Consider the following 12,750-nt stretch of genomic DNA (forward strand, 5'->3'; position numbering starts at 1 on the left):
CATTTGACGTAAAAGGCCGGATGGCCGGGCATAGGCGAGCGGAAGCGACGCCGTCCTTCAGACGGCTAAGCCCGGCCATGACGATGTGGGGGGCTCCAGTTGAATACAATTTTGACCGCGCTCTTGGCAGCAACCGTGATCAGCACCGCCCACGCCCAATCGCTTCCCGGCGGCTTCGTCTATCTGCGCGACATCGATCCCGGCATCATCCAGGACATCCGCTACGCCACTTCGAACAATTTCGTCGGCCGTCCGCTGGCCGGCTACGGCGCCGGCGAATGCGTGGTGCAGCGCGAGGTCGGGCTGCGGCTGAAGGCGGTTCAGCAGGAGCTGGCGGCGCAAGGCCTGTCGCTGAAGATGTTCGACTGCTACCGGCCGGCGCGGGCCTCGCTCGACATGGTGAAGTGGTCGCAGAACGGCCGCGAGACGGCGGCCGGGCGGCGCTACAATCCGAAGATCCCGAAGAGCGAGCTGTTCCGCCTCGGCTACATCGCGAGCCGCTCGCAGCATTCCACGGGCGCGGCGCTCGATCTCACGCTGGTCGATCTCAAGGCTGACAATTCCGCCAGATACGATCCATCAAAAGCCTATGCCGATTGCACGGCGCCGGTCGAGGCGCGATTGCCGGAGGGCAGCGTCGACATGGGCACGGGCTACGACTGCACGGACGCGAAGGGGCATACCGCTGTAACGTCGATCAATCCGGACCAGCGCGCCTGGCGCAAGCGGCTGGTGGCCGCGATGGCGAAGCAAGGCTTTGTGAACTATGCGAAGGAGTGGTGGCATTTTTCCCTGCCGGGGGCGGGCGGGGCGGCCTATGATTTCCCGATTCCGCCGCGAACGAAGTAGATCGTCGTGCGAACGGCCCCGGAATGATGGTGCCGTCCCAACGAAAGCGCTTGAATGGACTCCCTCAATCCCGATCTCCCGCCGATGACCGTGACGCCAGCCGCGCCGCGCGTCTGGAAATTCTGGGGCACGGCGGTGTGGGGCCTGCTCATCTTCGTCGCGATGTTCCTCGGCCAGGTCGGTGCTATCCTCTACCTGGTCTGGGACCGTGGCGATCCCCTCGACCTGATGTCGATCCAGCGTGTCGGTCGCGAGCCCGCGGCGCTCGCGCTGTCGGTGACCATGGGCCTGCCGGCGACGCTGGCCGCGGTGTGGCTCGCCATCCGCATCAAGAAGGCCTCGTTCGTCGACTACCTCGCGCTGCATTGGCCGTCCTGGAAGCAAATGCTGTTCGGCGCCATCGGGCTTGTCCTGATCGTGGTCGCCTGGGAGACGATGTCGCGGAGCCTTGGCCGCGAGGCGACGCCGGGCTTCATGACCGATCTGTTGAAATCGGGCCGCGACAAGGGCGCGGCTGTGATGCTGCTGTTCGCGTTCAGTGTCGCTGCGCCGATGTCGGAAGAGGTGTTGGCGCGCGGCTTCCTGTTTCGCGGCTGGTCGGCGAGCTTCCTGCGCGTGCCCGGCGCGATCATCCTGTCGTCACTGGTGTGGACGGTCGTGCACCTGCAGTACGACATGTACTTCCTCGCCGAGGTCTTCTCCATCGGCCTGTGGTTCGGCTACATGCGCTATCGCGCCAGCTCGCTCTGGCTCACGATCCTGCTGCATGCGCTGAACAATCTGACGGCGGTGGTGCTGACGATGTGGCTGGGGAGCTGAGGCCCCATACTCCGTCATTGCGAGCGTAGCGAAGCAATCCAGAATCGTTCCGCAGAGACAGTCTGGATTGCTTCGTCGCAAGGGCTCCTCGCAATGACGAGGTGAGGGAGGTGCGCGCCAATGACGCGTTTCTAAGCCACCAGCGCGATCGCGATCGGCATCGTGATTGCCGCCAAGATCGTCTGCAGCGTGATGATCTGCGCCAGCAGCGGCGCATCGCCGCCCATCTGGCGGGCCAGCACATAGGCGCTGGGCGAGGTCGGCACCGCCGCGCAGATTGCGACGATCGCCAGGCTGTCGCCCGAGAGCCCGAACCAGGCGGCGAGCGCCAGCGCGAGCACGGGCATCAGGACCAGCTTGAACGCGACGCCGATCGTCGCGCTGACGCTCGGGCGGAGCAGGCCGTTGAGCTGCAGGCCGGCACCGGTGACGAGCAGGCCGATGGCGAGCGAGGACCGGCTCAGCGCGTCCGCCACATCATGCCAGATCTTGGGCAGCGGCAAATGAATGACGTTGATGAAGAGGCCGATCACGCAGGCCCAGATCAGGGGATTGCGGATCACCGTCATGACGATGGCGCGCGCCGATTGCTTCTCGGGCGATGCATAATGCGCGAGCACGGCGACGCTGAACACGTTGACCAGCGGAATGATCGCGACCATCGCCACCGAGGCCAGCGCCAGTCCGACATCGCCGAACATGTTGGCGGACACCGAGAGCGCGACATAGGTCTGCCAGCGCGTCGCGCCCTGGAAGATCGAGGTGAAGGCGGGGCCGTCGATGTCGAACCGCGCGAGCGCCGGGCGGAGCGCGAGGCAGAGCAGCGACATCGCGAGCACCGACAGCAGCAGCGCGCCGCCGACGCCGGCGACCGGCACCCTGGAGAGGTCGGCCTTCACCAGCGTCTGGATCAGCAGCATCGGGAACAGCACGAAATAGGTCAGCCGCTCCAGCCCGTGCCATTGCGTGTCGAGCCGCATCAGGGTGCGCCTGAGCACCACGCCGAGCACGATGAGGATGAAGACCGGCAGCAGCCCCGCGATCACGACGGCCATGGCGTCAGCCAGTTCCGCCGCGAAGATTGGCGAGACGGTCGAGCGCGCCTTGCAGGATGAAGATCGCGGCGTGCTCGTCGATCACCTCGGCGCGCTTGGCGCGGCTGACGTCCATGCCGATCAGCTCGCGCTCGACCGCGGCGGTCGACAGACGCTCGTCCCAGAGGCCGATGGGGAGTGTGGTCAGCCCAGCAAGGTTGCGGGCGAAGGCGCGGGTCGATTGCGCGCGCGGGCCCTCGCTGCCGTCCATGTTGATGGGCAGGCCGAGCACGAAGCCGACCGCCTTGCGCTCGGCCGCGATCGCGAGCAACCGCGCCGCGTCCTGCTTGAACGCCTTGCGCTGGATGGTTTCGACGCCGGTCGCCAACCGCCGGTCCGGATTGGACACGGCAACACCAATGGTCTTGGTGCCGAGGTCAAGGCCGACCAACCCGCCGCGTTCGGGCCAGTGGGTTGCAGCATCGATCAGGGGCAGGATAAGAGCCGGCATGGGACTAGCGCTTATCACGCGTCGCGCTGCGGAGTGAACCCGGAACATGGATGCGCTGACATTATTCGGTCTGTTCGCCGTGACGGCGATGCTGGTCTGCTATGCCCTGGAGGATCGCAGCCATTGGTTCGTGCTGCTGTTCGCAGTGTCCTGCGCGCTCGGCTCGGCTTACGGCTTCCTGCAAGGCGCCTGGCCGTTTGGCCTCGTCGAGGCGATCTGGGCCTTCGTTGCATTGCGGCGCTGGCATCTCAGGCCGCGGTGACGGAGAGGCCGGGCGAGGGGCCTGCCGGGTGGCAGGCGGATCCCCGCCCGGGTCGACGTATCGGTCAGCGGATGGCGATCGGGTTGATCATCGCCTGCACGCCGCCGGTCCAGCGCGGCTGGCCGAGCACGAACAGGAATTCATAGCCCTTGTCTTTGGCGAGCGCGGCGGTGTCCATGTTCTCGAGAATGTAGGTCCCGTTCATCGCGAGCAGGATCTGGTGCACCTCGAACACGTTCTTGGACTCGAACGGCAGCACCTCGAGCGCCCAGGTGTCCGCCCCGATGGCGACCACGCCCTTGCCGGTCAGGTACTTCGCGCCTTCGACGCCGAGACCGGGCTCGCCGGCCGAGTAGCGCTTGTCGTCCTTGCCGATCAGGCTGAGCCAGCCGGTGTGGAAGATGACGACGTCGCCCTGGCGGATCTCGACGTTCTGCTGCTTGGCGGCTTCCTCGATCTCCTTGACGTTGAAGGCGGTGCCTTCCTTCACGATGTCGGTTTTGAAATAGGCGGCCATGTCGAGCAGCACGCCGCGGGTGACCATCGGCGGCACCTTTTCGATGCCGAGTTTCTTCAGCCCGTTCGGATCGGCGAAATCGGCGAGCTTGTTGCCGTTGTAATAGACGTGCTCGACGCCGAGATGGCCGAGACCGTCGAGCTGGCTGCCGATGCCGACCCACGTGTCGAGGATGTCGTCGTTATAGGTCGCCTTGTTCGGACCGAGGCCCGGGCTGCCCGCCTGTCCCGGCTGAACGATGGTGAGCTTGAACGTGCGCGGCGGATATGCGGGCGTCTGGGGCGTGACGGGAATGCCGAGGGCGTAGGTCTTGCCGGTCTTCACCAGCGATGCCGCTTTCACCACCAGCTCAGGCGTCATGTAGTTGGCGGCACCGATCTCGTCGTTCGGTCCCCATTTCGATTTGGTCCAGTCTTGTGCGCTTGCAGTTCCTGATATCGCCGACAACGCGGCGACACAGCACAACACGAGCGTATTGCGCATCGTTAGTCCTCCCGATGTTTTGGCTTCGTTATGTTTTCGCGCTGGCCAGCGACTCATCCTAACGTAGAACGGATGCGTGCTTCAAAGCTTTTCGAAGTGCTGCGCTGCGGCGGCTGAACGCAGCGCAGATTGATTCAAGCGCGATGGATTGTGACGAATTTCGTCGCGTGGAACACTGCGCCGGCGTCAGGCCGCGATGACGTCGTTGTCTTTCTTCAGGCAGGACATGAAACCGCTGAGCGCGCTGTATTGATGTCCGCCGCTGCGCTGGATGAAGAGCGTCTCGACGCGCGCATGTGACGGGCCCAGCGCGTGGATCGACACGCTGCCGGCCATCGCGCTGCGTTCGACCACGGCGCGCGGCAGCAGCGTCACGCCCATGCCGGCGGCGACACAGCCGATCATGCCGTCGAGCGTGCCGAGCTCGAAGCGTGCCGCCGACGGCCAGCCGAACTCGACAAAGATCTGTTCGAGACGCTGGCGGTAAGTGCAGCCGGTGCGGAACACCAGCGCGGTCGGACCGGACTCCGGCGTGCCGGCGCGCAGCTCGGCAAGCGAGGCCCAGCGCCGCGCGCTGACCAGCACCAGCTCTTCACGAAACGCGCTCGTCGCAGTGAGGTCGGCATGTGCGATGGGACCCGCGACGAAGGCACCGTCGAGCGTGCCTTCGAGCACGCCCGCGACGAGGTCGGCGGTGGTCGCGGTGCGCAGGCTCAGCCGCACGGCAGGGAAGTTGCGGTGGAAATCGGCGAGGAGGGACGGCAACCGCACGGCTGCGGTCGTCTCCATCGAGCCGATCGCGAGCGGTCCCTTCGGCTCGCCGTCGTCACGCGCGGCGAGCACGGCCTCGCGTGATAGCGCGGCCATCCGCTGTGCGTAGGGGAGGAGGCGTTTGCCGGCGCCGGTCAGCGTCATGCCACGGCTGTGGCGTTCGAACAGCGGTGTGCCGATCTCCGCTTCCAGCGCCTTCACGCGTTGGGTGACGTTGGATTGCACCGTGTTGAGCTCTTCGGCGGCGCGGGTGATGCCGCCGGTACGAGCGACCGCGGCAAAGGTCTGGATATCGCTGAGTTCCATGGTGGCGTCGTTTCGCTTTTGTGATGGCAGCGTTCGCAACAATTCATTTTTCGAGAATGCTAGTCGCGCCTAGTCTCCCTGTCCAGATCAGGGAGGGGCTATGCCCATTGAGACGTCGCTGACCAGGCTGCTGGAGATTGAGCATCCCATCCTGCTGGCGCCGATGGACATCGTTGCCGGCAGCCGGCTTGTGACGGTTGTGAGCCGTGCCGGCGGTTTCGGCATTCTGGGCGGCGGCTATGGCGAGAAGGTGTGGCTGGAGCAGGAGACTGCGAAGCTCGCGCGCTTGTCGGCGCCATTCGGGATCGGCTTCATCACCTGGAGCCTCGCCAAGCGGCCCGAGCTGCTCGATGTCGCTCTTGCCGCAAGACCGTCTGCGATCATGTTGTCGTTTGGCGATCCCGCGCCATTCGCGCCGAAGATCAAGTCCGCAGGCGCACGCCTGATCTGCCAGGTGCAGGACGAAGCCATGGCGCGGCAGGCGCTCGATGCCGGCGCCGACATCCTGATCGCGCAGGGCACGGAGGCGGGCGGTCACGGCGCCTCCCGCACCACCGCCGATCTCGTGCCTGCAATCGTCGACCTTGCCGCGGGCCACGTGCCTGTCGTCGCGGCCGGCGGCATCGCCGACGGGCGCGGTCTCGCCGCCATGATGATGCTGGGCGCGAGCGGCGTGCTGCTCGGCACGCGCTTCTATGCGAGCCAGGAGGCTGATGGCGCGGAGGAGGCCAAGCGGCGTATCTGCGCAGCGAACAGCGGCACGACCGTGCGCGGCATCATCTTCGATCTCTCGCGCAACAATGTCTGGCCGGCGCCGTTCACGGGAAGGTGTCTGGTCAACGACCATGCTAGGCGCTGGATCGGCCGCGAGGTCGAGCTGATGCAGAATGTTGCCGCAGTCGCGGCGGACTATGTCGCGGCAAAGGCCGCCGGCAATTTCGACGTCGCGGCGGTGATCGCGGGCGAGGCGGTCGGATTGATTCATGATATTGCACCGGCGGCCGAGATCGTGGAGCGGATTGCGATTGAAGCGGAGCAGCTTTTGGCTGGCGGTCGGAATTCCGTGACAGCGCCGCAGATTCTTTCACCCTCCCTTGGAGGGGGAGGGTCGCTACGCATGTAGCGAAGCGAAATGCGTGGCGGGGTGGGGTGATCTCTCCACTCGGGCAGCGTCTCAATGGAGAGACTGTCACCCCACCCCGCTCACGCTTCGCGCGATCGACCCTCCCCCTCCAAGGGAGGGTGAGAACGAACTAACGAGAGAGACGCACCATGTGGCCTGACCGTCGACTGATCGATCTCTTCAAGACCGAATTCCCCATCGTGCTGGCGCCGATGGCCGGTGTGATGGATGCCGAGCTGGTGATCGCCGTGGCAGAGGGCGGCGGGCTCGGCTCGCTGCCGAGCGCGTTGCTGTCGCCGGAGAAGGCGCGCGAGCAGGTCAACATCATTCGCCAGCGCGTGAAGGCGCCGGTGAACATGAACTTCTTCTGCCACACGCCGGTTGACCTCACCGCTGAAGCCGAAGCGCGCTGGAAGCAGCGGCTCGCGGGCTATTACACCGAGCACGGTCTCGATCCCGCCGCGCCCATCAACGCCGCGAACCGTGCGCCGTTCGACGCCGCCTTCTGCGAGGTCGTCGAGGAGCTGAAGCCGGAAATCGTCAGCTTTCATTTCGGTCTGCCCGAGCAGGCGCTGCTCAAGCGCGTCAAGGCGGCCGGCTGCCTCGTCATCTCGTCGGCCACGACGGTGAAGGAAGCAGTCTGGCTGGAAGAGCGCGGCGTCGATGCCGTCATTGCGCAAGGCGCCGAGGCCGGCGGCCATCGCGGCATGTTCCTGACCGACAAGATCTCCGAGCAGCCCGGCACCTTTGCGCTGGTGCCGCAGGTCGCCGACGCCGTGAAGGTGCCTGTGATCGCGGCCGGTGGTATCGCCGACGGGCGCGGCATCGCCGCAGCCTTCGCGCTCGGCGCATCCGGCGTGCAGATCGGCAGCGCCTATCTGCGCTGCCCGGAATCCAAGGTCAGCGCGGGCGGGCGCAAGGCGCTGGCTGAAGCGCGGGACGATTCCACCGTCATCACCAATGTCATGACCGGGCGTCCGGCGCGCGGCGTCCAGAACCGCCTGATGCGCGAAGCCGGCCCGATCTCGCCCGAGGCGCCGCCGTTTCCCCATGCCGCGACCGCGCTGGGGCCGCTCAAGGCGGCTGCCGAAAAACAGGGCAGGGTGGATTTCACCAATCTCTGGGCCGGCCAGGCCGTGGCCCTGGGCCGTGAGGTCCCCGCGGCCGAATTGACCCGGGATTTTGCCAAATCGGCCCTGGCCCGCATCAAGGGACTGGCTGGCTAAGGTCCCGCCGCCGGTTGCGGCGCAAAACCGGCCTCTGCTATACGGCAGTTAGATTTTGCCGTGAGAGGCCTTATATAATGTCCGTCGACGCCACTACCGTCCGCCGCATCGCGCATCTGGCGCGCATTGCGGTTTCCGAGGACGAGGTTCCGCATCTGCAGGGTGAGCTCAACGCCATGCTCGCCTTTGTCGAGCAGCTCTCGGAGGTCAATGTCGAGGGCGTGGAGCCGATGACCTCGGTCACCCCGATGCAGATGAAGAAGCGGCAGGATTTGGTCAATGACGGCGAGATCGCCGACGATATCGTTGCCAACGCGCCCGCGACCGAAGGTCACTTCTTCCTGGTGCCGAAGGTCGTCGAGTAACATCTCAATTCAGGACGCTGTCCGATGTGCATGCTTTGCGACGATGAGAAGGCCTATCAGGCCTACATGAACTATCTCGACAAGATGGAGCGGCAGGGCAAGGCTGCCGATCCCAACGTCGCCGTCAATGCCGTGCTCGACGAGATCGAGGCCGCCGCGAACGCCGCCGCCAAGAAAAAAGACGACCCGGCCAACGACAAAACCCTGTCTCCGTTCTTCTGCAGCCCGATCAATAAATGACCGATTTGACATCGCTGACGCTCGCCGAGGCCCGCAAGGGTCTCGCGGCAAAAACTTTCACGTCGCTCGAGCTGACCGACGCGCATCTGAATGCGATCGAAGCCGCACGTGTGCTCAATGCCTTCGTCATGGAGACACCCGATCGCGCGCGTGACATGGCGAAGGCCGTGGACGAGAAGATCGCCAAGGGTGAGGGCGGTCCACTCGCCGGCATCCCGCTCGGCATCAAGGACCTGTTCGCGACCAAGGGCGTGCGCACCACGGCGTGCTCGAACATCCTCGGCAATTTCGTGCCGACCTATGAGTCCACCGTCACCTCGCAGCTCTGGCGCGACGGCGCCGTGATGCTCGGCAAGCTCAACAATGACGAGTTCGCGATGGGCTCGGCGAACGAGACCTCCTGCTTCGGTCCCGTCGGCAATCCCTGGCGGCGCGAGGGAAGCAACACGACGCTGGTGCCGGGCGGCTCGTCCGGCGGCTCGGCCTCGGCCGTGGCGGCGCTGCTGTGCATGGGTGCGACCGCGACCGACACCGGCGGCTCGATCCGTCAGCCGGCCGCGTTCACCGCGACCGTCGGCATCAAGCCGACCTATGGCCGCTGCTCGCGCTGGGGCATCGTCGCCTTCGCCTCCTCGCTCGACCAGGCCGGTCCGATCGCGCGCAGCGTGCGCGATAGCGCGATGCTGCTGCGCTCGATGGCCGGGCACGATCCGAAGGACACGACGTCGGTCGACATTGCCGTGCCGGACTATGAGGCCGCGATCGGCAAGTCCGTGAAGGGCATCAGGATCGGCATCCCCAAGGAATATCGCCTCGACGGCATGCCGGCCGAGATCGAGAAGCTCTGGAGCGAGGGCGCGGCCTGGCTGAAGGCGGCCGGCGCCGAGCTCGTCGAGGTGTCGCTGCCGCACACGAAATATGCGCTGCCGGCCTATTACATCGTGGCGCCGGCGGAGGCGTCCTCCAACCTCGCGCGCTATGACGGCGTCCGCTACGGACTGCGCGAGCAGGGCAAGAACATCATCGAGCTCTACGAGAACAGCCGCGCCGAGGGTTTTGGCGCGGAGGTGAAGCGCCGCGTCATGATCGGCACCTATGTGCTCTCGGCCGGCTATTACGACGCCTATTATCTGCGTGCGCAGAAGGTGCGGACGCTGATCAAGAAGGATTTTGAGGACTGTTTTGCCAAGGGCGTCGACGCGATCCTGACGCCGGCGACGCCGTCGGCAGCCTTCGGCATCGGCGAGAAGGGTGGCGCCGATCCCGTCGAGATGTATCTCAACGACATCTTCACGGTGACCGTGAACATGGCGGGCCTGCCGGGCATCGCCGTGCCCGCCGGCAAGGACGCGCAAGGCCTGCCGCTCGGCCTGCAGCTGATCGGCCGTCCGTTCGACGAGGAGACGCTGTTCTCGCTCGGCGAGGTGATCGAGCAGGCCGCCGGCCGCTTCACGCCCGCGAGGTGGTGGTGAATGTCGCCGCGTTCATCGCGAGTCTCGACGGCGCGGCGCCCGCGCCGGATCTGAGCGCGCCGCTCGCCGGCCTCTGGTGGGCCGCGAAGGGCGACTGGGATCAGGCGCACAAGATCGTTCAGGACGAGAACAGCCGCGACGCCGCCTGGGTGCATGCCTATCTGCACCGGGTCGAAGGCGATCTCGGCAATGCCGGCTACTGGTATCGCCAGGCCGGCCAACCCGCGGCAAAGGATTCATTGGAGGCGGAGTGGGAGCGGATCGCTGCCACGCTGCTCGGGAGCAGGACATGAGCACGGCCACGCACAAGCTTCTCAAGGGCGCCACCGGCGACTGGGAGATGGTCATCGGCATGGAGATCCATGCCCAGGTGACCTCGAACTCGAAACTGTTCTCGGGCGCGTCCACCACGTTCGGCGGCGAGCCGAACAGCCATGTGTCGCTGGTCGATGCCGCGATGCCGGGCATGCTGCCCGTCATCAACGAGGAATGCGTCAGGCAGGCTGTCCGGACCGGGCTCGGCCTGAACGCGCAGATCAATCTGCGTTCGGTGTTCGACCGCAAGAACTATTTCTATCCGGACTCGCCGCAGGGCTACCAGATCAGCCAGTACAAGTCGCCGATCGTCGGCGAAGGTGAGGTCGTGGTCGAACTGGATGGCGGCAAGACCGCGACCATCGGCATCGAGCGCCTTCATCTGGAGCAGGACGCCGGCAAGTTGCTGCACGACCAGTCGCCAGCCATGTCCTATGTCGATCTCAACCGTTGCGGCGTGGCGCTGATGGAGATCGTCTCCAAGCCCGACATCCGCGACGCCGAGCAGGCCAAGGCCTATGTGACCAAGCTGCGCTCGATCCTGCGCTATCTCGGCACCTGCGACGGCGACATGGAGAAGGGATCTTTGCGCGCCGACGTCAACGTCTCCGTGCGCAAGCCGGGCGCGCCGCTCGGCACCCGCTGCGAGATCAAGAACATGAACTCGATCACCTTCATCGGCCAGGCGATCGAGTACGAGGCGCGGCGCCAGATCGAGATCCTCGAGGACGGCGGTGAGATCGACCAGGAAACGCGGCTCTACGACCCCAACAAGGGCGAGACGCGATCGATGCGGTCCAAGGAAGAGGCGCATGACTACCGCTACTTCCCTGATCCCGACCTGCTGCCGCTCGAGTTCTCACAAAGCTTCGTCGACGAGCTGAAGACAGAGCTGCCGGAGCTGCCGGACCAGAAGAAGGCGCGCTTCGTCGCTGATTTCGGCCTGTCGGCTTACGATGCGAGCGTGCTGGTCGCCGAGCGCGAGAGCGCGGTGTTCTACGAGACGGTGCTGGACACGCTCGGCAACCGCGCCCGCGACGGCAAGATGGCGGCGAACTGGGTGATCAACGAGCTGTTCGGCCGTCTCAACAAGGAAGGCCGGGGTATTACGGACTCTCCCGTCAACGCCGAGCAGTTGGCTGCGATCATCGACCTGATCGGCGAGGGCACGATCTCCGGCAAGATCGCCAAGGATCTGTTCGAGATCGTCTGGCAGGAGGGCGGCGATCCGCGTGCGCTGGTCGAAAGCCGCGGCATGAAGCAGGTCACCGATCTCTCGGCGATCGAGAAGGTGGTCGACGACATCATCGCGGCCAATCCCGACAAGGCCGCGCAGGTCAAGGACAAGCCGCAGTCGCTCGGCTGGTTCGTCGGCCAGGTGATGAAGGCGTCCGGCGGCAAGGCCAACCCGCAGAGCGTCAACGACCTCTTGAAGTCGAAGCTCGGCATCTGACGTCACACATTCGAACGAGGTGACGGATAGCTTCGTCACCTCGCTCCGGTGCGCGCTGCGACGCTCGCGCGCACCCTCGGCGGCAAACTCCATCCCGATCGATGGCGATGCGGCGGCCGAATCGCCGCCACGCGATTCGCGCAAAACGGCGGCTTCCACACGCTCTGACGAGCGCTCGCGCCGTTAAGCATGAAAATAATTTCGTTGCCAAAATCCGCGACTCAGAGTCCGCGCATCGCCTCCGCGGCGCGATCGAGCGCTTTGCTGCGTGCTACATCGCATTGATCACGCGTGATGTGCGCGCGCAGAATAATACTTGCTGCATAGGTTTTTTTGCAATCGCTGCTCTTGCCGACGTCAATGCTGCGAGAAACATTTGCAATCGCAGACGCGTGTTTCTGCGTGTCCGCAAATCAAGCGCGGCTGACGCACGCACACCGCGTCGTCAACACTTCCTTAAGTGAGAAGATGTTTTTTTCGTCGTGTTGGTGTATTCGGGGTGAGTGCATTCGATCCCCGACTGCACGCAGCGATTAAAGCCATCTCACACATCGGAGGGCAACATGGCCAAGAAAGCAAAGAAGGCGAAGAAGGCGAAGAAGGCGAAGAGCGCAGTGAAGAAGACTGCGAAGAAGACCCGCAAGGTCGCCAAGAAGAAGTAACTTCGACTTCTGAAGTTGCCGGCTCCTAGAGCCGGCACGTCATCAGCGCCTTCTAACAGGTTCTGGTCGGCGATAGAGGGTGTCGGCGAGACATCAGGCCAACGGTCGGATCGTTCTCTTTCGCGGGTTCGCTCGCCAAAGTACGGTCCGGCAGAAGAAACAAGTTTTCTTCGTTCGGTGCGGTTCTCCTTCTCAAGGGCTCCGCAATTTCACAAGCGGCCTTCGGGCCAACGTGGAATCTGGTCCTGACGTGTTCGCCGACGCCCTCGTTCTCTTGAGGCCGGGGTATTGCCGGCATTCCCTTTTCCCACATTGCTGATCTGACCGAGACGTGGCCGCGCT

At 64.9% G+C, this 12,750-nt stretch carries 14 protein-coding genes; 10 read left to right on the forward strand and 4 right to left on the reverse strand.

Going from position 1 to position 12,750, the window contains the following annotated elements:
- Window positions 1-99 precede the first annotated feature (99 nt).
- Together AC5ZFO_RS10385 and AC5ZFO_RS10390 are read left to right on the forward strand one after the other, a co-directional pair.
- Window positions 100-849: a M15 family metallopeptidase gene (locus AC5ZFO_RS10385; RefSeq protein ID WP_282520910.1), complete on the forward strand. Its 750-nt coding sequence runs from the start codon at window positions 100-102 to the stop codon at window positions 847-849.
- A 54-nt stretch (window positions 850-903) separates the two neighbouring features.
- The gene (locus tag AC5ZFO_RS10390) at window positions 904-1,668 is read left to right on the forward strand and encodes a CPBP family intramembrane glutamic endopeptidase (protein WP_282520909.1); all 765 of its coding nucleotides are present in this window, start codon (window positions 904-906) and stop codon (window positions 1,666-1,668) included.
- A 131-nt stretch (window positions 1,669-1,799) separates the two neighbouring features.
- On the opposite strand, the gene AC5ZFO_RS10395 is transcribed toward AC5ZFO_RS10390, so the two are convergent.
- Both AC5ZFO_RS10395 and ruvX read right to left on the reverse strand, forming a co-directional pair.
- Window positions 1,800-2,723 (reverse strand): AEC family transporter, encoded by a 924-nt coding sequence (locus AC5ZFO_RS10395; RefSeq protein WP_282520908.1) that lies wholly within the window; start codon window positions 2,721-2,723, stop codon window positions 1,800-1,802.
- Between the two features lie 4 nt (window positions 2,724-2,727).
- Entirely contained in the window at window positions 2,728-3,213 is a 486-nt protein-coding gene (ruvX, locus tag AC5ZFO_RS10400; RefSeq protein WP_282520907.1) for a Holliday junction resolvase RuvX, read from the reverse strand.
- Window positions 3,214-3,259: 46 nt separating this feature from the next.
- On the opposite strand from ruvX, the gene AC5ZFO_RS10405 reads away from it, so the two are divergent.
- Complete coding sequence (locus tag AC5ZFO_RS10405; RefSeq protein ID WP_028155062.1) at window positions 3,260-3,475, forward strand: hypothetical protein; 216 nt, start codon at window positions 3,260-3,262, stop codon at window positions 3,473-3,475.
- A gap of 64 nt (window positions 3,476-3,539) precedes the next feature.
- On the opposite strand, the gene AC5ZFO_RS10410 is transcribed toward AC5ZFO_RS10405, so the two are convergent.
- Together AC5ZFO_RS10410 and AC5ZFO_RS10415 are read right to left on the reverse strand one after the other, a co-directional pair.
- Window positions 3,540-4,475, reverse strand: a complete 936-nt coding sequence (locus AC5ZFO_RS10410; RefSeq protein WP_282520906.1) for a cyclase family protein — start codon at window positions 4,473-4,475, stop codon at window positions 3,540-3,542.
- Window positions 4,476-4,661: 186 nt separating this feature from the next.
- The gene (locus AC5ZFO_RS10415) at window positions 4,662-5,552 is read right to left on the reverse strand and encodes a LysR family transcriptional regulator (RefSeq protein WP_282520905.1); all 891 of its coding nucleotides are present in this window, start codon (window positions 5,550-5,552) and stop codon (window positions 4,662-4,664) included.
- A gap of 100 nt (window positions 5,553-5,652) precedes the next feature.
- Here AC5ZFO_RS10415 and AC5ZFO_RS10420 point away from each other — a divergent pair, with 100 nt between their 5' ends.
- The 7 genes from AC5ZFO_RS10420 (at window position 5,653) to gatB (ending at window position 11,746) form a co-directional block, all read left to right on the forward strand.
- Complete coding sequence (locus tag AC5ZFO_RS10420; protein ID WP_282520904.1) at window positions 5,653-6,675, forward strand: NAD(P)H-dependent flavin oxidoreductase; 1,023 nt, start codon at window positions 5,653-5,655, stop codon at window positions 6,673-6,675.
- 149 nt (window positions 6,676-6,824) lie between these two features.
- Window positions 6,825-7,901 (forward strand): NAD(P)H-dependent flavin oxidoreductase, encoded by a 1,077-nt coding sequence (locus AC5ZFO_RS10425; protein ID WP_282520903.1) that lies wholly within the window; start codon window positions 6,825-6,827, stop codon window positions 7,899-7,901.
- A 77-nt stretch (window positions 7,902-7,978) separates the two neighbouring features.
- Window positions 7,979-8,266 carry an Asp-tRNA(Asn)/Glu-tRNA(Gln) amidotransferase subunit GatC gene (gatC, locus tag AC5ZFO_RS10430; RefSeq protein WP_084807678.1) on the forward strand — a complete coding sequence of 96 codons (288 nt, stop codon included), beginning with the start codon at window positions 7,979-7,981 and terminating at the stop codon, window positions 8,264-8,266.
- A 24-nt stretch (window positions 8,267-8,290) separates the two neighbouring features.
- Complete coding sequence (locus AC5ZFO_RS10435) at window positions 8,291-8,506, forward strand: hypothetical protein (protein ID WP_014494728.1); 216 nt, start codon at window positions 8,291-8,293, stop codon at window positions 8,504-8,506.
- Window positions 8,503-9,978: an Asp-tRNA(Asn)/Glu-tRNA(Gln) amidotransferase subunit GatA gene (gene gatA / locus AC5ZFO_RS10440; RefSeq protein WP_282520902.1), complete on the forward strand. Its 1,476-nt coding sequence runs from the start codon at window positions 8,503-8,505 to the stop codon at window positions 9,976-9,978. The genes AC5ZFO_RS10435 and gatA overlap by 4 nt, the downstream gene beginning before the upstream one ends.
- Window positions 9,969-10,271, forward strand: a complete 303-nt coding sequence (locus AC5ZFO_RS10445; protein WP_282520901.1) for a hypothetical protein — start codon at window positions 9,969-9,971, stop codon at window positions 10,269-10,271. Before gatA ends, AC5ZFO_RS10445 begins: the two co-directional genes overlap by 10 nt.
- Window positions 10,268-11,746, forward strand: coding sequence for an Asp-tRNA(Asn)/Glu-tRNA(Gln) amidotransferase subunit GatB (gene gatB / locus AC5ZFO_RS10450; RefSeq protein WP_282520900.1), 1,479 nt, complete (start codon window positions 10,268-10,270; stop codon window positions 11,744-11,746). Before AC5ZFO_RS10445 ends, gatB begins: the two co-directional genes overlap by 4 nt.
- Window positions 11,747-12,750 lie beyond the last annotated feature (1,004 nt).

The organism is Bradyrhizobium sp. Unk1 (genome assembly GCF_059512345.1).